Annotated in this window: 15 protein-coding genes, 4 tRNA genes and 1 pseudogene; 19 read left to right on the forward strand and 1 reads right to left on the reverse strand. The window is 57.4% G+C overall.

All coding sequences use genetic code 11. From position 1 onward, the window contains the following. Positions 1-90: 90 nt before the first annotated feature. The 11 genes from pstC to E6C55_RS21760 all read left to right on the forward strand — a co-directional run bounded on the left by pstC (position 91) and on the right by E6C55_RS21760 (position 11,714). Entirely contained in the window at positions 91-1,020 is a 930-nt protein-coding gene (gene pstC / locus E6C55_RS21710) for a phosphate ABC transporter permease subunit PstC (protein WP_136371918.1), read from the forward strand. After that, entirely contained in the window at positions 1,017-1,904 is an 888-nt protein-coding gene (gene pstA / locus E6C55_RS21715; RefSeq protein WP_136371919.1) for a phosphate ABC transporter permease PstA, read from the forward strand. The genes pstC and pstA overlap by 4 nt, the downstream gene beginning before the upstream one ends. 12 nt (positions 1,905-1,916) lie before the next feature. After that, positions 1,917-2,675 (forward strand): phosphate ABC transporter ATP-binding protein PstB, encoded by a 759-nt coding sequence (pstB, locus tag E6C55_RS21720; RefSeq protein WP_136371920.1) that lies wholly within the window; start codon positions 1,917-1,919, stop codon positions 2,673-2,675. 20 nt (positions 2,676-2,695) lie between these two features. After that, positions 2,696-3,445 carry a phosphate ABC transporter ATP-binding protein PstB gene (pstB, locus tag E6C55_RS21725; RefSeq protein ID WP_136371921.1) on the forward strand — a complete coding sequence of 250 codons (750 nt, stop codon included), beginning with the start codon at positions 2,696-2,698 and terminating at the stop codon, positions 3,443-3,445. A 15-nt stretch (positions 3,446-3,460) separates the two neighbouring features. After that, entirely contained in the window at positions 3,461-4,120 is a 660-nt protein-coding gene (gene phoU, locus E6C55_RS21730) for a phosphate signaling complex protein PhoU (RefSeq protein ID WP_136371922.1), read from the forward strand. 221 nt (positions 4,121-4,341) lie between these two features. Beyond that, positions 4,342-5,163 carry a TerC family protein gene (locus E6C55_RS21735; protein WP_211093627.1) on the forward strand — a complete coding sequence of 274 codons (822 nt, stop codon included), beginning with the start codon at positions 4,342-4,344 and terminating at the stop codon, positions 5,161-5,163. 826 nt (positions 5,164-5,989) lie between these two features. Next, positions 5,990-8,677, forward strand: coding sequence for a DNA polymerase I (polA, locus tag E6C55_RS21740; RefSeq protein ID WP_136371923.1), 2,688 nt, complete (start codon positions 5,990-5,992; stop codon positions 8,675-8,677). A 107-nt stretch (positions 8,678-8,784) separates the two neighbouring features. After that, the gene (gene mutM / locus E6C55_RS21745) at positions 8,785-9,729 is read left to right on the forward strand and encodes a DNA-formamidopyrimidine glycosylase (RefSeq protein ID WP_136371924.1); all 945 of its coding nucleotides are present in this window, start codon (positions 8,785-8,787) and stop codon (positions 9,727-9,729) included. Positions 9,730-9,835: 106 nt separating this feature from the next. Next, positions 9,836-10,522 (forward strand): sporulation membrane protein YtaF, encoded by a 687-nt coding sequence (gene ytaF / locus E6C55_RS21750; RefSeq protein ID WP_136371925.1) that lies wholly within the window; start codon positions 9,836-9,838, stop codon positions 10,520-10,522. Between the two features lie 20 nt (positions 10,523-10,542). After that, positions 10,543-11,139 carry a dephospho-CoA kinase gene (coaE, locus tag E6C55_RS21755; RefSeq protein ID WP_136371926.1) on the forward strand — a complete coding sequence of 199 codons (597 nt, stop codon included), beginning with the start codon at positions 10,543-10,545 and terminating at the stop codon, positions 11,137-11,139. Next, positions 11,136-11,714, forward strand: coding sequence for a lytic transglycosylase domain-containing protein (locus E6C55_RS21760; protein ID WP_136371927.1), 579 nt, complete (start codon positions 11,136-11,138; stop codon positions 11,712-11,714). Before coaE ends, E6C55_RS21760 begins: the two co-directional genes overlap by 4 nt. An 80-nt stretch (positions 11,715-11,794) precedes the next feature. On the opposite strand, the gene E6C55_RS21765 is transcribed toward E6C55_RS21760, so the two are convergent. Beyond that, positions 11,795-12,013, reverse strand: coding sequence for an alpha/beta-type small acid-soluble spore protein (locus E6C55_RS21765; protein WP_136371928.1), 219 nt, complete (start codon positions 12,011-12,013; stop codon positions 11,795-11,797). A 136-nt stretch (positions 12,014-12,149) separates the two neighbouring features. Between E6C55_RS21765 and nrdR the strand changes: the two genes are divergently transcribed. From nrdR to E6C55_RS35460, 8 genes and pseudogenes are all read left to right on the forward strand, one after another. Continuing rightward, positions 12,150-12,611 carry a transcriptional regulator NrdR gene (gene nrdR / locus E6C55_RS21770; protein ID WP_136371929.1) on the forward strand — a complete coding sequence of 154 codons (462 nt, stop codon included), beginning with the start codon at positions 12,150-12,152 and terminating at the stop codon, positions 12,609-12,611. A 277-nt stretch (positions 12,612-12,888) separates the two neighbouring features. Continuing rightward, positions 12,889-12,964, forward strand: a tRNA-Ala gene (locus tag E6C55_RS21775). A 17-nt stretch (positions 12,965-12,981) separates the two neighbouring features. Then, positions 12,982-13,057 (forward strand) — tRNA-Lys (locus E6C55_RS21780). Positions 13,058-13,099: 42 nt separating this feature from the next. Then, a tRNA-Lys gene (locus E6C55_RS21785) sits at positions 13,100-13,175 on the forward strand. A 39-nt stretch (positions 13,176-13,214) separates the two neighbouring features. Then, positions 13,215-13,290, forward strand: a tRNA-Lys gene (locus E6C55_RS21790). Between the two features lie 382 nt (positions 13,291-13,672). Continuing rightward, positions 13,673-14,803 (forward strand): response regulator, encoded by a 1,131-nt coding sequence (locus E6C55_RS21795; RefSeq protein WP_230986803.1) that lies wholly within the window; start codon positions 13,673-13,675, stop codon positions 14,801-14,803. Between the two features lie 104 nt (positions 14,804-14,907). Continuing rightward, positions 14,908-17,961: a hybrid sensor histidine kinase/response regulator gene (locus E6C55_RS21800; protein ID WP_136371931.1), complete on the forward strand. Its 3,054-nt coding sequence runs from the start codon at positions 14,908-14,910 to the stop codon at positions 17,959-17,961. A gap of 320 nt (positions 17,962-18,281) precedes the next feature. Beyond that, positions 18,282-19,091: pseudogene (locus tag E6C55_RS35460) on the forward strand (FG-GAP repeat domain-containing protein); the annotation flags it as partial. Between the last annotated feature and the right edge of the window lie 5 nt (positions 19,092-19,096).

Raw genomic sequence — 19,096 nt, forward strand, 5'->3', positions numbered from 1 at the left:
ATAAGATTACCCCCGGAAGATCAACCGATCTATTGCGGCGAGAGGCGGACGACCAGTGCGCCTCTCCTTGCCGTTAAAGGAGTGGCGCGCATGAACTTACCCGTTACGAATAAACAGGGCGGTCCCCCAGGCAAGTCTGGAAAATGGGGAAAACACGTTATAGAGGAAGCAAGAGGACGCGCGTTCGTCTACTTCTGCGTGCTTCTGATGGTTGTGACGATCTTCTCTATCGTCTTTTTTATCGCTTCGCGCGGCTTAACGCCGTTTATCTCGCAAGGGGTTAGCGTGAAGGATATGCTGTTCGGCCTGAAGTGGAAGCCGGAAGGCAACCCGCCGCTCTTCGGGGCGCTCCCGTTCCTGTTCGGTTCCTTCGTCACCTCCGTTCTGGCTGCCCTGATCGCCGCTCCGCTCGGCTTCTGCGCCTCCATCTTCATGACGGAGATCATGCCCAAGTTCGGCAGGACGGCGCTCCAGCCGGCCATCGAGCTGCTGGCGGGCATTCCGTCCGTCGTCTACGGCTTCGTCGGCCTGTCCGTCGTCGTTCCGTTCCTGCGCGACGTGTTCCCGGGCCAAGGGATCGGCATTCTGGCCGGGGCCATCGTTCTGTCGGTCATGATTCTTCCGACCGTCACGACCATCGGAACGGATGCGCTTCGCAGCTTGCCGAGCGGCCTCAAGGAAGGCTCGTACGCGCTCGGAGCCACGCGCTGGCAGACGATCTACCGCTTGATTCTGCCGACGGCGCTTCCGTCGCTGCTCACCGGCGTCGTGCTCGGCATCGCCCGCGCCTTCGGCGAAGCGCTCGCGGTGCAGATGGTTATCGGCAACGCTCCTCACATTCCTCGCTCGCTCTTCGAGTCGGCGACGACGCTGACGAGCATCATCACGCTTGAGATGGGGAACACGACAAGCGGCTCGCTGCACAATAATGCGCTGTGGAGTCTCGCGCTTATTCTGCTGCTGATGACGTTCCTGTTCGTCTTCGTTGTCCGCATGCTGGAGAGGAGAGTCAAACGATGAGAGCCAAGACTGTCGATCGGATTGCGACCGCCATTATTATCTGCGTCGCGGGATTCATCATGCTCGTACTGGCCGCCTTGCTCGGCTACCTGCTCGTTCGCGGGCTTAAGCATATCAGCTTCGACTTCCTGACCTCGGCGCCTCAGGCGATCAAGGTGGGCGGAGGCATCGGGCCGCAACTGTTCAACTCGCTGTTCCTGCTCGTGCTGACGATGATCATCACGGTGCCGCTCGGCATCGGCGCGGGCATCTACATGAGCGAATACGCGAAGGACAACAAGCTGACGGCGTTTATCCGCCTCATCGTCGAGGTGCTGAGCTCCTTCCCGTCCATCGTCATCGGCCTGTTCGGCTTGCTTGTTATCGTCAACACGTTCGGCTTCGGCTATTCCTTGCTGTCCGGCGCCCTGGCGCTTACGGTGTTCAATCTGCCGATGATGGTCCGCCTCACGGAGCAGTCGCTTCGGAACGTGCCGAAGGAGCAGAAGGAAGCCGGGCTTGCCCTCGGCCTGTCCCGCTGGAAGACGATCTCCTCGATCATGATTCCCGTCGCGCTTCCTTCCATCGTGACCGGTTCGATTCTCGCGGCCGGCCGCGTGTTCGGCGAAGCGGCGGCACTGCTGTTCACGGCCGGCATGAGCTCGCCGCGCCTCGACTTCACGAACTGGAACCCGCTGAGCCCGACTTCGCCGCTCAACCCGATGCGCCCCGCCGAGACGCTGGCGGTTCACATCTGGAAGATCAACAGCGAAGGGCTCGCTCCCGACGCTCCCGAGATTGCGGCAGGAGCTTCCGCCGTTCTCGTCATTATGGTTCTTCTGTTTAATCTCGGCGCCCGCTGGTTCGGCCGCGTCGTGTATCGCAAGCTGACCGCGAGCAAGTAGGAGGGATAACGAATGTCGGCACAAGGATTATCTACGAACAACCTGTCGGTCTTCTACGGCGAGAAGCAAGCGGTCAAGAAGGTCAGCATGGACTTCGAGGAACGGAGCGTCACCGCCCTGATCGGCCCTTCGGGCTGCGGCAAGTCGACATTCCTTCGCTCGCTTAACCGGATGAACGATCTGATCTCCGGCGCGCGCATCGAAGGAGAGGTCTGGATCGGGGACAAGAACATCTGCGACCCGCACACCGACGTTGTCCGTCTCCGCCAACGAATCGGCATGGTGTGGCAGAAGCCGAACCCGTTCCATAAGTCGATCTACGAGAATATCGCCTTCGGCCCCCGTTATCACGGCGTCAAGGGGCGCAAGCAGTTGGACGAGATCGTCGAGACGTGCCTGCGCAAGACGGCGCTGTGGGACGAGGTGAAGGACCGGCTGAGCCAATCGGGGCTGGCGCTGTCCGGAGGCCAGCAGCAGCGTCTGTGCATCGCCCGTTCCTTGGCGGTCCAGCCGAACATTCTGCTGATGGATGAGCCGGCTTCGGCGCTTGATCCGGTATCGACGGCGAAGATCGAAGAGCTGATCTCGGAGCTGAAGAAGGACTACACCATCGTTATCGTTACGCACAACATGCAGCAGGCCGCCCGCGTCTCGGATCGCACCGCGTTTTTTTTCCTCGGGGACCTGATTGAATACGACGATACGCAGAAGATGTTTACGAATCCAAGCAAGAAGTCGACCGACGATTACATCTCGGGCCGCTTCGGCTAAGCCGCGGAAGGAGGAGCCCCATGATTATCGAGATTGAGAAGCTGCACCTGTTCTATACCGAGTTCCACGCGCTGAAGGATGTGAACCTGTCCATTCCGGAGAAAAGCGTGACCGCCTTCATCGGCCCGTCCGGCTGCGGGAAGTCGACGCTGCTGCGCACGCTGAACCGGATGAACGATACGATTCCCGGCGTGCGGATCGAGGGGAAGGTCGAGCTTCAGGGGAAGGACATCTATTCCTCGGAGCTGGAAGTGGAATACTTGCGCAAGCGGGTCGGCATGGTATTCCAGCAGCCGAATCCGTTCCCGAAGTCGATCTATGACAACGTGGCCTACGGTCCGCGCCTGCACGGGGTGGGCAAGAAGTCGGAGCTGGATGCGATCGTCGAGAAGAGCCTGCGGTCCGCATCTCTGTGGAACGAAGTGAAGGACGTGCTGAAGAAGTCGGCCTGGAGCCTCTCTGGCGGGCAGCAGCAGCGTCTGTGCATCGCGCGGGCGCTGGCGATCGAGCCGGAGATTCTGCTCATGGACGAATCGACATCGGCGCTCGACCCGATCTCGACGACGAAGATCGAAGAGCTGACGCGCGAGCTGTGTCGGAACTACACGATCGTCATGGTCACGCACAACATGCACCAGGCAGCCAGAATCTCGGATCGTACGGTGTTTTTCCTAAACGGCGAGGTGGTGGAGAGCGCAGATACGCAGATGCTCTTCTCCAATCCGGTCGATCAGCGAACGGAAGATTATATCTCGGGCAGATTCGGTTAAGGGGGTTGCAGGGCAATGGTGACACGCAGGGAATTCGATATCGGTCTCGAACAGCTTCGCAATATGCTGGTCGAGATGGGCACGAAGGTGGAGCGGGCGCTCGCGGACGCGATGAACGCTCTGGAGACGCTCGACACGGAGGCGGCGCGGGCGATCGTGAAGGACGACCCGAACATCAACCGGATCGAGGAGAATATCTCGGATCTCGGCGCGAAGCTGATCGCAACGCAGCAGCCGGTGGCGAAGGATCTTCGCCGGATTCTCGTCGCGCTGAAAATTTCTTCGGATTTGGAACGCATGGGAGATTTGTCCGTAGATATAGCGAAGGTCGTCATTCGGCTGGATGGGCAGCCGCTGCTGAAGTCGATCGGCGAGCTTCCGCAGATTGCCTTTATCGTGCGGACGATGATTATGGAATCGATCCAATCGTACATCGACGAGAATGTCGATCTCGCATACAAGATGGCCAAGGACGACGACCAGGTCGACGCGATGTATTCGCAGTTCCTGCGCGAGACGTTCACGTACATGGCGGAACAGCCGAAGTCGGTCGCCCAGACGATGCACCTGAGCTTCGTCGGACGCTATATCGAGAGAATCGCCGACCATGCGACGAACATCGGCGAGAGCGTCGTCTTCCTCGTTGTCGGGAAGCGGCCGGATCTGAACCAGTAGACAATTGTACAATTGCATACCCGTTAAAGGGGAGTAGCTGCTACAGCAAAGTCGTCAATACGGGATGAGAATCCCCGGCTTTGTTGGCAATCTAACCATTGTTAGCGAGACCTTTACCAATGAATGTTAGGCGTCCGGAGCGGACAATCCTAGCTTCTTTGGTAAAGGTCTTTTTGCATAGATTCCAGGTTCGCACACAAGCTACAGAAGGAGGAATTGGTATGGATATGTCATTGTTCTTGGAGTACGCGTGGGTGCTGGTCGTTCTGGTTGCCCTCGAAGGTCTGCTCGCCGCGGACAACGCGCTTGTACTCGCGGTTATGGTCAAGCATCTCGATGAGAAAAAACGCAAGAAGGCGCTGTTCTACGGACTTGCGGGAGCATTCGTGTTCCGGCTCGCGTCGCTGTTCATCATCTCGCTGCTGGTCGACGTCTGGCAGGTGCAGGCGCTCGGCGCACTGTATCTGCTCTATATCGCGGTGAGCAACCTCGTCAAGTTCGTGCGCAGAAGGGGCAAGACGGAGGACGAGGTCGCGGCGGCCGGGGAAGGCAAGAAGAGCGGCTTCTGGGCGACCGTCATCAAGGTCGAGATCGCGGACATCGCGTTCGCGATCGATTCGATTCTCGCGGCCGTCGCGCTGGCCGTCGCGCTGCCTCCGAGCGGCATCCGCGCGATCGGCGGCATGGACGGCGGGCAGTTCATCGTCGTGTTCCTGGGCGGCTTCATCGGCCTCGTGCTGATGCGCTTCGCGGCGAACTTCTTCGTGAAGCTGCTGCACTCCCGGCCGTCGCTGGAGGCGGCCGCGTTCGTCATCGTCGGCTGGGTCGGCGTGAAGCTGGCGGTTCACACGCTCGCCCACGAGAACGTGCACGTGCTGTCGCACGAATTCGCGGAGAGCGGCGCGTGGAAGGCGACGTTCTACATCGTGCTTGTCGTCATCGCGGTGTGCGGCTGGTTCCTGTCGAGTCCGAAGAAGTCGGATGGCGGGGCGCACGGCGGATCGGGCGAGACGGCAGGAGGAGACGGCGGGATGGCGAGCTGATCGGGCGAGACGGCAGGCGGAGACGGCGGGATGGCGGGCTGATCGTCGAGATGGCAGGCGGAGACGGCGGGATGGCGGGCTGATCGGTCGAGACTGCAGGCAGAGGCGGGGGAAGACGGGCTGATCGTCGAGATGGCAGGCGGAGACGGCGGGATGGCGGGCTGATCGTCGAGATGGCAGGCGGAGACGGCGTGAAGACGACGGGCGAGGGCATGGGCAATGGGACAAGCATGACGAGCCTGGTCCGGGGCGGAGAACGTCCGCAATCGACGGTGCGGAGCGATGAGGCGAGAGGCGGGCGGAGCGGTCGGCGGAGTGAGGCGGACGGCCGAGATGCGAGAAGAGAGCGGTCGATGGAGCGAGATGAGCGGCCGCTCGACCCATTTTATGTGATAAATCACATTCGTTCGCGGGGCGAAGGGGCCTTGAGGCGCATTGAATGTGAAAAATCGCATTCGTAGCGGCATTTCCGGATAGAAATGCTGGATATATGCGAAAATTCACATAAAAGGCCTCGATTCATCCGAATCCGGGCCAACGAATGTGAAAAATCGCATAAAATCGCGTGAGTCGTTGGAGCAAGGGTTACGAGAGCAGCCGTCCGGGCGATCAGCCCTGGCGGTTGTTGTTCCATTCGGACCCGGGAGTCGGGTGGCAGGGAGCGGGGCGGGATACAAGGTTGGAGCGGGGGGCTGAGCCGGGTATCGGGGGCGAGGGACGGAGGGAGAATGCGGCGGCATCGGGTCTCTCCCGAATCGCCTCGTCCGTCCCGATGTGGTATGATAACGTTGGAAAAAAGTTACCGGACAAGGTGGTCGTTGATCGAATGGAAACCGACAAGCAGAAAGTGCTGCTCATCGACGGGAACAGCATCGTGAACCGGGCGTTCTATGCGATGCCGCCGCTGACGAACAGCAGCGGGCTGCATACGAACGCGGTATTCGGCTTCACGACGATGCTTCTTAAGGTAATCGAGGAGGAGAAGCCGACCCACCTGCTGGTCGCCTTCGATGCCGGCAAGATCACGTTCCGCCACGAAGGGTATGCGGAGTACAAGGGCGGCCGCCAGAAGACGCCGCCGGAGCTGTCGGAGCAGTTCCCGCTGCTCAAGGAATTGATCGGGGCGTTCTCCATTCGGCAGTTCGAGCTTCCCGGCTATGAAGCCGATGACATTATAGGCACGCTCGCAAGGTTGGCGGAGGAACAAGGGCAGACGGCAACCATCGTCTCCGGGGACAAGGACATGCTCCAGCTTGCTTCGGACGGCGTCACGGTGCTGCTGACGCGCAAGGGAGTGAGCGAGGTCGAGCGGTTCACCCCGGACGAGATTGCGAGGCAATACGACGGCCTGACGCCGAATCAGATCATCGATCTCAAGGGGCTTATGGGCGATACGTCCGACAACATTCCCGGCATTCCCGGAATCGGTCCGAAGACGGCGCTGAAGCTGCTCGCCGACTACGGCACGGTGGAGAACGTTCTGGAGCATGCGGACGAGATCAAGGGCAAGGTCGGCGACAATGTGCGCAGCCACGCCGATTCCGCGCGGATGAGCAAGAAGCTGGCGACGATCTTCCGCGAGGTTCCGATGGACTGGACGTGGGAGCAGTTGGCATGGAGCGGCTACGAGGCGGACAAGCTGGCCGCCGGCTTGCGGAAGCTCGAGTTCAAGTCGCTGATCGAGCGGCTGGACTTGTATGCCGCCGGAACGGGGGCGGCCGGGGGATCGGGAGCGGAGGCGGAACCCGCCGAGCTTCTTGTGTACCAGGCCGTTGAGAACGAGGCGGCTTGGGCCAAGCTGAACGGAGATTTGCAGGCGGCGGATCTTGTCATTGTCGAGTCGCACGGGGACAATCCGCATCAGAGCGAAGGCATCGCGCTTGCGGTGGCGACGCCGGAACGAAGCTACATTGTGTCGTACGAGCAATTGACAGGCCCGGAGGCGGCCAAGCTGCGCGAGTGGCTGGCCGACGAGGGCGCGGCCAAGACGGGGTACGATCTCCACCGCGCGGAGCTGGTGCTGGCGCGGTCCGGCATCGTGCTGCGCGGCCAGCAGTTCGACGTGCAGCTTGCCGCTTACCTGCTCGACCCGACCGAGGCGGACCCTTCCCTGGCGGGGCTGCTTCAGCGCCACGGGCTGCGGACGATCCCGCCGGACGAGGCGGTATACGGCAAGGGAGCCAAGTTCAGGCTGCCGGGGCCGGATGCCCTGCGCGCGCATCTGGCGGCGAAGGCCGGTGCGGTTCGGCGCCTCGCGAAGCCGCTGGCGGAGGAGCTGGACGAGAGCGGGATGCGGACGCTCTACTATGAGCTGGAGCAGCCGCTCGCCGTTATTCTTGCCGGAATGGAGAAGCTCGGCATTACGACGAAGGCGGAAGCGCTGGAGGAGCTCGGCAAGGAGTTCCAGGTCGGCATCGAGAGCATGATGGCGAGCGTCCACCGCCATGCCGGCATGGAATTCAACATCGGCTCGACCAAGCAGCTCGGCGAAGTGCTGTTCGACAAGCTCGGACTGCCTTCCGGCCGCAAGACGAAGACGGGCTACTCGACCGATGCGGAGGTGCTCGAGCGTCTCGCTCCGTATCATGAGATCGTGCAGCTTATTCTGAATTACCGAACGCTGACGAAGCTGCAATCGACCTATATCGAAGGGCTGCTGAAGGAAATTCGGCCGGAGGACGGGAAGATCCACACCTTCTTCCGCCAGACGATCGCCGCGACGGGACGGCTCAGCAGCCAGTTCCCGAACCTGCAGAACATCCCGATTCGGCTTGAGGAAGGGCGGCAGATCCGGAAGGCGTTCGTCCCTTCGGAAGCCGGCTGGCTTATTCTCGCGGCGGACTACTCGCAGATCGAGCTGCGCGTTCTTGCGCATATCTCGGGAGACGAGGGACTGAAGGAAGCGTTCCGCAACGAGATGGATATCCATACGAAGACGGCGATGGACGTGTTCGGAGTGACGCCGGAGCAGGTCGATTCGAATATGCGCCGGCAGGCGAAGGCGGTCAACTTCGGCATCGTCTACGGCATCAGCGATTACGGCTTGTCGCAGAATCTGAACATTACGCGGAAGGAAGCGGGCGACTTCATCGAGCAGTACCTGAGCGCGTTCCCCGGCGTCCGGAGATACATGGACGACATCAAGGAGCAGGCGCGCCGGGACGGCTACGTGACGACGCTGCTCGGGCGCCGCCGCTACCTGCCGGACATCAAGGCGTCGAACTTCAATCTGCGTTCGTTCGCCGAACGCACGGCGATGAATACGCCGATCCAAGGAACGGCCGCCGACATTATCAAGTTCGCGATGGTGAGAATGGACGAAGCGCTCAAGTCGCGGAAGCTTAGAAGCCGAATGCTGCTTCAGGTGCATGACGAACTTGTGTTCGAGGTGCCGCCGGAGGAGCTTGAGACGATGAAGGCGATCGTGCCTGCCATCATGGCCGAGGCGTTCCCGCTCGATGTCCCGCTGAAGGCGGACGTCAATGTCGGCACGAATTGGTATGAAGCCAAATAAAGGCATTGCCGTCTTGCGGCCTGAACCGGGTGGTTCAGGCCGCTTCTATGCGTTATAATTAATAGGATAAGCAAAAAGTCAAGAGAGAGAAAGAGAGGGGAACAGCGATGCCGGAGTTGCCGGAGGTCGAGACGGTATGCCGCACCTTGAATAGCCTTATCGTCGGGAAGACGATCGGGCGAGTGACGGTAAGCTTGCCCCGAATTATTCAGAAGCCCGACGATCCGCAATTGTTCGCTGCCCTGCTCGAGGGGCGAACCTTCCTTGGAGTGGAGAGAAGAGGGAAGTTTATCCGCTTGCTCCTCGACGGAATCGTTCTCGTGTCTCACCTGCGAATGGAAGGGCGATACGGGCTTTACCGGGAGGAAGAGCCCGTCGAAGTTCATACTCATGTTATTTTCCACTTTACGGATGGAACCGCGCTGCGATACAAGGACGTTCGCCAATTCGGAACGATGCACTTGTTCGAGCCGGGGATGGAGCTGCGGTCCGCCCCGCTGAAGAAGCTCGGGCTCGAGCCGCTCGACGAGGCGTTCACTGCCGATGCGTTCGCGCGCGCGATCGAACGTCGGACCACCAAGATCAAGCCGCTGCTCTTGAACCAGGAGGTCATCGTCGGACTTGGCAATATCTACGTCGACGAGGCGCTTCACGAGGCGGGCATTCATCCCGAGAGGACGGCCGACGGCCTGAGCCGTTCCGAGCGGAAGCGGCTGCATGAAGCGATCGTGTCCACGCTCCGCTCGGCGGTCGAAGCCGGCGGTTCCTCCATTAAATCTTATGTGAACGGACAGGGCGAGATGGGCATGTTCCAGCATAAGCTAAGAGCATACGGACGAACCGGGGAGGCCTGCCGCAGGTGCGGCGGCGAGATCGTGAAGTTCGTGCTCGGAGGCCGAGGCACCCATGTGTGCCCGAAGTGCCAGAAGCCGCCGAAGCCGCTGGCCGGAACCGGCGCCGCGAAGCGCTTGACTCAGAACAATGCGGTGAAGAGAAGGCTGGACGGAATGCCGACGGGCGGGAAGAAGGCTTCTTCGGGCCAAGCACGCTGACGCCGAGGGGGCAAGAAGGCCGGAATCTGCATAGGATGGAACAGAGCCGCAGCGGCGCAAGGCGCCGCGACCGGCCGAGGCTTCATGTATGCAGGAGGAACGCCCGATGCACCCATACGGCATGTTATCCCTTATCCTGCTGTCCATGGCGGTCAGCCTGGACGGCTTCGGAGTCGGAATTACGTACGGCTTGCGCAAGATCCGGATTCCCGTCGTCTCGGTCCTGATCATCTCTATCTGTTCGGGACTCGTCATTCTGCTGTCGATGCTGGTCGGCGTTGCGCTCTCATCCTGGCTGTCCCCGGACGGGGCGTCGGCGCTTGGGGCGATCATCCTGATTGCGATCGGAGGCTGGGCGCTGCTGCGCTTCATCCGCAATCGCGGGCAGGACGGAGAAGAGAGCGGGAACGAGGAGCCGAAGGAGGCTCCGGTGCCGCGGTCCGCCCAGAAGCGCGCTCTGATTACGCTGGAGATTCGAAGATTGGGCATCATCGTTCAGATTCTGCGCACCCCTTCCGTCGCCGACGTGGACCGCTCGGGCATCATAACGACGGGAGAAGCGTTCCTTCTCGGAATCGCGCTGTCGCTCGATGCGTTCGGGGCCGGGATCGGAGCCGCGCTTGTCGGATATCCGCCGCTCGTTACCGCCTTGCTGATCGCAACGACAAGCGGCCTGTTCCTCTGGCTTGGAATGAGGGTAGGTTTTCTGGTGGCGGGAATGCGATGGGTAAGGCGCTTAAGCGTGCTTCCCGGCATTATTCTTATCGTTATGGGAATTATGAAGCTGTTATAGACAAAGTCGAGGTGCCGAGCATGAATATGGGATTGACCGGTGGGATCGCCACCGGCAAGAGCACCGTCAGCCGGCTGCTCGTGGAACGAGGCGCAGCCCTTGTGGATGCGGATCGAATTGCCCGGGAGGTCGTCGAGCCCGGGCAAGCTCCTCTTCGCCGGATCGCAGAGCGGTTCGGACAAGCCGTCCTGCTGGAGGACGGAACGCTGAACCGCAAGAGGCTCGGGGAGATCGTGTTCTCCGACCCCGCCGAACGCGCGGCTCTGGAGCAGATTACCCATCCGGCGATTCGCGCCGTCATGAAGGACAAGATGGCCGCCTTCGAGCGTGAGGACCCGAAGCGTCTCGTTGTGGTCGACGTTCCTCTCTTGTACGAATCGGGGCTCGAACCTCTTTTTCACAGAGTGATGGTCGTGTACGTGCCAAGGGAGCTCCAACTCGCTCGGCTGATGGAGAGGGATGGGCTGACTGCGGAGGCGGCAAGCCGCCGCTTGGGCGCCCAGATGGACATCGAGGAGAAGCGAAGGCGGGCGGATGACGTGATCGACAACTCGGGAAGCCTGGAGGATACGATCCGGCAGCTCGATTCCTTCTGGCAGGAGCGCGGACTTCGATGAGGAAGGGACATGCCAAGCGCAGAAGAAGGTTGGTGCTTCTCCTGTTCCTTGTCGTTGTCGGACTGCTGTTTTACCAATCGGAGTGGCTTGGCAGAACGATTTATCCGATATATTATAAGGATGAAATTCAGCGAAGCGCCGATCGGTATCAGATCGATCCGAAGCTGATCGCCGCCGTCATCCGTGTAGAATCGAATTACAAGGCGGGAGCGGTATCTCCGAAGGGTGCATTGGGAATTATGCAGGTCATGCCGGAGACGGCGCGTTGGATTCTCGAGAAGGAAGACTTCGGGGCGATCACGATCGAAGATATCGGCCGCAATCCCGAGGCGGGCATCCGGGTCGGAACGTGGTACATACAGGAGCTGCTGCGACAGTTCGACGGCAACCTGAACTTGAGCCTGGCCGCTTACAACGCCGGTCCCGGCAAGGTGAAGACATGGGTCGCGGAGCAGGTATGGGACGGGTCCGAGAAGCGAATCGCGGATATTCCGTACGGCGAGACGAGGCATTACGTGAAGAAGGTTCTGTATTATTACAACAAGTATCAGGAAGTTCATAAGGACTCATTCTAAGCTCGACAGCCGTCAGTCCGCAATGAGAAGAACCTTGAAGCCGGCATGGCTTCAAGGCCCTTCATGAAGAATGCGGATTGTTACTTGAATTGACCGGCAAGTTGCTGCTCGGCGATCTGAACCAGACGTTTGGTGATTTGTCCACCGATCGAGCCTGTGTCGCGGGTTACCATGTTGCCATAGTAACCGTCTTGAGGAATCGCGATACCGAGTTCCTGCGCCACTTCGTACTTCAGTTGGTCCAGCGCGCCGATCGCTTGAGGGACGACCAGCGTGTTGCTGCGGGATCCTGCACCCATTGTTGTTCACCTCCTTGCGGTTGGTACAAGTATTATGTGCAGGAATGTCCGCGACATGTAGGAACGGCGTTGGCAATTATCGGATAACGTCGAAGAACAAAACAAAAGCGCGAATAGAGAGGAGATGAAGCAACGAGTGAAGTGCCCATTCTGCGATTACAACGGTACGAAGGTGCTTGATTCCCGGCCTGCGAACGACAACAAGTCGATCCGCCGCCGCAGAGAGTGCGAGCAATGCAGCAGACGGTTCACGACCTTCGAGATGGTCGAGGAGACGCCGCTGATCGTCATCAAGAAGGACGGGGGACGCGAAGAATTCAGCCGTGACAAGGTGCTGCGCGGCTTGCTGCGCTCCTGCGAGAAGCGCCCCGTGTCCATCGAACAACTGGAGGTGATCGTCTCCAACGTGGAGCGCGATCTGCGCAATACCGCGAACCCGGAGATCGAGAGCCGCATCATCGGCGAATTGCTTATGGAACAGCTATACAACGTGGATGAAGTCGCTTACGTTCGCTTCGCTTCCGTTTATCGCCAGTTCAAGGACATCAATATGTTCCTGAAGGAACTGAACGTATTGATCAACAAGCACGGCATTTAGCCTGCAGCGCAGCGGGCGGCAGGCGCTCCGCCGGGGCTCCGGGAGGAAGGAGGCCCAGGGGAAGCTAAGTTCTCCGGGAGGTTCTCCAAGAGCTTATGCGGGGCGCCGACCTGTCGTCTTCCAATCTGAAGTCGGATGTGCATTGGCAGCATTTGCACATAACAAGCCAACTGGGCCAATCGGCAAAAAAGTTCGTCCATATGCTCGAAAATCCGTTGACACCCCGTAGGGCCGTATGATACACTCATTCTTGTCGCCAAGAGAGGCAAGGCATTACGGGCCCATAGCTCAGCTGGGAGAGCGCATCGCTGGCAGCGATGAGGTCAGGGGTTCGATCCCCCTTGGGTCCACCAAATAAGCCTAACGATGTGGATTCTTAGCTCAGTTGGTAGAGCAGTTGACTCTTAATCAATTGGTCCAGGGTTCGAGTCCCTGAGAATCCACCAGTCCCTTTCATTAGGCGCAGGCAAGACGGAATGACAGGATATGGGCTCTTAGCTCAGTTGGTAGAGCAGTTGACTCTTAATCAATTGGTCCAGGGTTCGAGTCCCTGAGAGCCCACCATTCATTTCCGAATGGCCCGGTGGCACAACTTCATAATATGGATTCTTAGCTCAGTTGGTAGAGCAGTTGACTCTTAATCAATTGGTCCAGGGTTCGAGTCCCTGAGAATCCACCAGCTTCTTAAACCGAAACGGCAGCGATGCCGTTTTTTTAGCATTTACGCCTGTGAGCGCCAATTATTGCAGGTGTTTAATGAATACACTCCCGCAGCCGGATGTCTTTGTCAATTGTTGTATTGACCTGGATCTTCCGGTTGTCTATAATTGAGACTATGTAACCGACCAAGACGAAGGGGCGCTTCGCTGGCAGCCATAGAGGTCAGCGGTCCGACCCCGCCAAGGTTCCACCATATACGATGATCCAACCCTTCCATAGACAGGGTTTTTCTTGTTTATTTAGATTTTTTCAAACTCCTGCCTACTTACTCCATCTCATGCGTAGCGCCCTTATTCGGCAACGGAACAGCCTGCAAGGAGGATATCTTGGTGAGAGTTCTATTGGTCGACGATGAACCATTGGCCTTGACCGGGCTTCGAATGGCAATAGAGAGCGAATTCGGCGATATGGAGATCGTAGCTGCGTATTCGAATCCGACGGAGGTCATTGCGGGCGCAATGGAGCATGGTCCGGATGTCGTATTCCTGGATATCCATATGCCCGAGATAGATGGGCTGAAGCTCGCCAGACAGCTTCAAGCGATCGTACAGGGTATTGAAATCGTATTCATTACCAGCTACGACCAGTATGCGATTCGCGCATTCGAGCTCTATGCTCTGGACTATATCATGAAGCCGGTGGAGAGACAGCGTTTGATCCAGACCGTCATGCGCGTCAAAGAAAAGCTGAATTGGAAAGGTTCGCTGAAACCGCCGAAGCCGGATTCGGCCTGGATTTGCTGCTTTGACCGAATCCGATTCCGACACCCCGGAATGGAGTCGCAGATTGTGAAGTGGCGAACGAGCAGGGCGCAGGAATTGTTCGCCTACCTGCTCCTTCATAGAAACCGGACGGTCAGTCGCAGCTCACTGCTTGAACTGTTATGGCCTGATATTGAGGAGACGAATACGGTGCAGCATCTCTATACGGAGATTTACCACGTCCGTCAAACCTTAAAGCGATATAAGATGGACATGATTTCTATTCAAGCCGGAGAACTGGAGGCCGGATATCGGCTGGATATCGGTGAAGCGCGAGTGGATACGGAGGCGTGGGAACACACCGTGAAGCAATTGGGGCCACTTGATGCGAGTACGGTCGATGCTTATGAACGCGCGCTGCACTCTTATGAAGGCATATATCTTGGGCAAAATGATTATGTTTGGGCGGAGCACGAACGGGAACGTCTGCGATTGATTTGGCTGTATAATATGACCCGATTAAGCGAGTTCTATGAACAGCACGGAATGCAAGACAAGGCTATTCAAGTGAATAGGCGTGTTCAGGACCTGTATCCGGAAGAGGAGGCCTGCTACTTCGCGCTTATGAAATTGTTCGATTCCATCGGCAATAAGATCGAAGTGGAGGAACAATACTTGCTTCTTCGAACGAGGTTGGGAAGCGAGTTGGAGCTGCCGATCGGCGCTCATATCGTTCGCTGGTACGAACAGTGGAAATTGACTGCCGTATGAAACGGCTCATTCGATTTTTTTTGCCTTATTGACTCTTTTTTCTCGTCCTTGTATTAATTGGCGTGCTCTTCGGACTTCGCTCGGTATGGAACGAAGTTTTTCCAATGGACAAATCGTTTCATGCGATAGACGGAATCGTCGACTTGCGCGGAACGGACCTTGCGGCATCTTCTCCGTTAACGTTGGACGGGCAATGGGAATGGTATCCCGATCAGTTGTTGTCCGAGCGGCAAATTCAGGAGGAAGAGCATGCATCTCGCAGCATCCAGGTTCCGGGTAACTGGAGAGAGGCGATCATGTCCGAAGCGAATAACATCGAAGCGAATAACGGCTATGGTTACGCAACGTATCGGCTTCGCATCCTGACCGATCCGCTTGAACAGCCCGTTGCGTTCCGGTTCCAAGCTATTCAAGCTGCCTCCGAAGTCGAGATCAACGGCAACGTTCTGGGGGGAGCCGGGGTTGTTGCCGGGACGGCAAGCGAGTACGTGCCTAGCCAATCCTCGTATGGAGTTTCATACACGGACAAGGGCGCAACGGAGATCGATCTGCTCATTCGCGTGGCGAACTTCGATGCTCCGTTCTCTGGAGGGATTACGCATTCCGTCCAATTCGGCTCAGAGATGACGATCGATAATAGGAGCTTGATTTCGCTCGTCTTGCAGTTATTGACTGTGGGTATCGTGCTGCTGCATGGGGTGTACGCTTGCATTGTCTACTTGTATAGACGCCAAGATCCATCACTATTGCTCACAGGCATGCTTTTTTTGTGCGTTGGCGTTTCGGTATCCAGCGGCTTTGACCTAACTTTGTTCATGTGGCTGCATGTCGACTATACATGGACGATCAAGATCAGGCCGATTGCGTTGCTGTGGAAAAACCTATTTATGTTGCTTGTCTACATGAGGTTCGCAGGAATTGCATGGCGTGGAAAGTGGTTGCGAAATTACGCAGCTATACTTGCGATGCTGACGGCGGCGTTCTTGGTTGCGCCCGTATCGGTCGTGAACAGCGTGATGGACTTGCCTATTTTCCTTGTGGTTTACTTGCTGTCGTATGTTTGGTTTATTGGGATCGTAGTCAAGGTGACCTTCAAGAAGCAAAACGACAAGGATATGAGCTGGTTGCTAGTTGCCGCGATTAGTACGTTATCTAATCTGGCGTGGGTCATGGCGGACGATTACACGGAAGGGACGAGCGTCTATTATCCATTCGATATCTTGTTGGCCGTCATCGCCTTTTCAACCCATTTGTTCAAACAGTATTTACGCAACACCGATGAGATTAGCGAATTATACGGGCAGTTGAAGATCGCAGACAAAGCGAAAGATCGGTTTCTCGCCAATACCTCGCATGAATTGCGGACGCCGCTGCACGGCATTATGAATATCGCGGGCAATCTCTACGACAGAGAGAAGGATAGGCTTACGGAGGACAGTCGCCAAGAGATGGAGCTGCTCGGTACCATCAGTCGGCGCATGTCTTATCTGCTCGATGATCTGCTTGACGTCGTACGCTTGCGGGATCATCGCATACACTTGCAGTTGGAGCCGCTTTGCGCCCAAGCGATCGTCCCCGGCGTTATCGCGATGCTTCAATATATGGCGGAAGGCAAGTCGATCAAGCTGCACATGAATATAGCGGAATCGCTGCCGCCTGTGATGGCGGACGAGAAACGTTTGGTACAAATCATGTACAACTTGCTGCACAATGCGCTAAAGTATACGGAGCAGGGATCTATCACCCTATCTGCCGAAGTCCGGAGCGGGCAAGCCGTGATTGATATCTCCGATACCGGCATTGGCATGGATGAGGAGACGCAGGCGCGAATATTCATGCCTTACGAACAAGGTATAGACGGAATCGACGATGGTAGAGGAATCGGGCTAGGACTTAGCATCTGCAAGCAATTGGTCGAATTGCATGGCGGCGAGCTGTCGGTCGAGTCCGCGTTAGGCAAGGGCTCGACATTCCGCGTAGCTCTTCCGTTGGCGGATGCGACCGCGCAATCGCTCGTTGGGCGGATTCGGCTTGCGGAGCGAGAAGCGGCAGCGGCAGCGCAACCGTACGAAGACTTGCGGGCGGAAGGGCGAGAGATAGACGGCAGATCTGTACGCGACGTGGTTCCGCCGTTGCTCCATGGCGACGATATTCGCTTATTGGCAGTTGACGACGATCCGGTCAATCTGAGAGTGCTCGTCGGCATACTTGAGACAGAGCCTATCCAGGTCGTGACGGCGAGCTCCGGGGAAGAAGCGTTGCGATTGCTGGAGCAGCAATCGTGGGATCTCGTAATTGCCGATGTTATGATGCCGGGAATGTCCGGTTACCAGCTGACGCAGAGGGTGAGAGAGCGTTACTCCGCTTCGGAGCTGCCCGTGCTGTTGATGAGCGCACGCAGCCAGCCTGCCGACATCTACACGGGATTCCTGGCGGGAGCGAACGATTACGTGACCAAGCCTGCGGATGCGCTGGAGCTTCGATCCCGGATTCGCTCGTTGATCGCGCTCAAGCGATCGATCCAAGATCGGTTGCGAATGGAGGCCGCGTACTTGCAAGCGCAAATTCAGCCGCATTTTCTATTCAATACGCTCAACGCGCTGATGGTGCTTAGCAAGATCGATACGACGAGGATGCAGAAGCTGGGTGAAGCGTTCACCTCCTTCCTGCGGATCAGCTTCGATTATTTGAATACCGGGAAGAAGGTCGAGCTCGCTCACGAGCTTGCTCTTGTAGCAGCTTATCTGCACATCGAGAAGGAGCGATTCGGCGACAAGCTGGAGGTTATTCAGGAAGTAGAGCAAGGCATTCGTGTGATGCTTCCGCCGCTGTCGATCCAGCCGCTGGTCGAGAATGCCGTAAGGCATGGTCTCTTGAGCAAGGCGATAGGCGGCACGGTCCAACTGCGGGTTGCTCGCATCGAAGAAGGCGTTCTGATCGAGGTGCAGGATAACGGCGTTGGCCTGTCATCGGACAGGATCGAGAAGCTGCTGAATCCATCCCTGCAAGAGCAGGGCGGCATTGGCATTGTCAATACGAATCGGCGGTTGATTCAACTGTATGGGGGCGGGCTGAGTATCGAGAGCAAGCCAGGTGAAGGAACGACGGTGGCCTTCGTTGTTCCGACGGGGCGAGCGCAGCTAGAAAGAGTTGAATAAAGGGCTGCGACTGTGACTGTATATGGTTTGTATAGTTTGGTTTGATATCCTATTGCATGAGTCGACAAAACTTTAGGGAATGGTTTGGGAGGAGAAGAGTAACAGTGAGATGGAAGTCCGGCAACAAGCTTAGCAAACTTATACCTGTGATTCTTACAGCATTGTTAACAGTAGCGCCGCTTCATTCATTCGCAGCCGACCCGCCGCATTATCAAAGCTCTACAACCATCTATACCGTTGCAGCACCGGAAATAATCTATGACATAAAGTACGCCGATCTCGACGACGATGGAAACCTGGATATGATCGTTATTCAGATTATGTCCAATCAAATCGGGGTTCTGCGAGGCAATGGCGACGGAACGTTTCAAGTGCCTCAACTTTATAATGTTGGCGACAATCCAAGGTCCGCAACCGTAGGTGATTTCAACAAAGATGGGATAAACGATATTGTCGTTGGCAGTTACAACAGCGCCTTCGTTTCCATTCTTCTTGGCAAGGCTGACGGCCAATATGAGGACGCCGTCCCATACCCGTCCGGCTATAAATCATTGTCTGTGACCTCCGGAGATTTCAATAAAGACGGGAACTTGGATGTAGCTGCTACGAACGATTCTGCAGGCAGGGTCTCCATTCTGTACGGGAATGGCGACGGCTCCTTCCAGACGGCTGTTACGGAGACGGTGGGAAGCTATCCGCGCATCGTGAAGTCGGGCGACTTCAATAGAGACGGGAATTTGGATTTGATCTGTACCAACGATGGCTCCAATTCGATAAGCGTCTTGCTTGGTGACGGTAATGGCGGATTCAGTAGGCAAGATTATCCGACGGGAGCCGCTCCTTTTGAATTTGCGATCGGGGATTGGAATCGCGATGGCGTGGAGGATCTTGCGGTAAACGCGAATGGCGCTGACGCAATGACGATCCTGATCGGCAACGCAGACGGCTCGTTTGGCGCACCGATCCTCTATTCGTCCGGTGGTGGGACATACCCGATCTTTATAGACGCCGGCGACATAAATGACGATGGTTATCTTGATATCCTGGTTACGACTCAAGGGTACTCTTATGTCCAATATCTTGGTAACGGCGACGGTACTTTCCAAGCGGGAATCACTTATGCCCCAACTGCTGA

This window comes from Cohnella fermenti (genome assembly GCF_004801405.1).
Taxonomy (GTDB): domain Bacteria; phylum Bacillota; class Bacilli; order Paenibacillales; family Paenibacillaceae; genus Cohnella; species Cohnella fermenti.

What these genes read in the sequence shown, in the direction of transcription:
- ytaF (WP_136371925.1), top strand. Translation starts at nt 9,836, where the DNA reads ATGCACCCATACGGCATGTTATCCCTTATCCTGCTGTCCATGGCGGTC.
- polA (WP_136371923.1), top strand. Translation starts at nt 5,990, where the DNA reads ATGGAAACCGACAAGCAGAAAGTGCTGCTCATCGACGGGAACAGCATC.
- pstB (WP_136371921.1), top strand. Translation starts at nt 2,696, where the DNA reads ATGATTATCGAGATTGAGAAGCTGCACCTGTTCTATACCGAGTTCCAC.
- E6C55_RS21760 (WP_136371927.1), top strand. Translation starts at nt 11,136, where the DNA reads ATGAGGAAGGGACATGCCAAGCGCAGAAGAAGGTTGGTGCTTCTCCTG.
- pstB (WP_136371920.1), top strand. Translation starts at nt 1,917, where the DNA reads ATGTCGGCACAAGGATTATCTACGAACAACCTGTCGGTCTTCTACGGC.
- phoU (WP_136371922.1), top strand. Translation starts at nt 3,461, where the DNA reads ATGGTGACACGCAGGGAATTCGATATCGGTCTCGAACAGCTTCGCAAT.
- pstC (WP_136371918.1), top strand. Translation starts at nt 91, where the DNA reads ATGAACTTACCCGTTACGAATAAACAGGGCGGTCCCCCAGGCAAGTCT.
- mutM (WP_136371924.1), top strand. Translation starts at nt 8,785, where the DNA reads ATGCCGGAGTTGCCGGAGGTCGAGACGGTATGCCGCACCTTGAATAGC.
- coaE (WP_136371926.1), top strand. Translation starts at nt 10,543, where the DNA reads ATGAATATGGGATTGACCGGTGGGATCGCCACCGGCAAGAGCACCGTC.
- pstA (WP_136371919.1), top strand. Translation starts at nt 1,017, where the DNA reads ATGAGAGCCAAGACTGTCGATCGGATTGCGACCGCCATTATTATCTGC.
- E6C55_RS21765 (WP_136371928.1), bottom strand. Translation starts at nt 12,013, where the DNA reads ATGGGTGCAGGATCCCGCAGCAACACGCTGGTCGTCCCTCAAGCGATC.
- E6C55_RS21800 (WP_136371931.1), top strand. Translation starts at nt 14,908, where the DNA reads ATGGACAAATCGTTTCATGCGATAGACGGAATCGTCGACTTGCGCGGA.
- E6C55_RS21735 (WP_211093627.1), top strand. Translation starts at nt 4,342, where the DNA reads ATGGATATGTCATTGTTCTTGGAGTACGCGTGGGTGCTGGTCGTTCTG.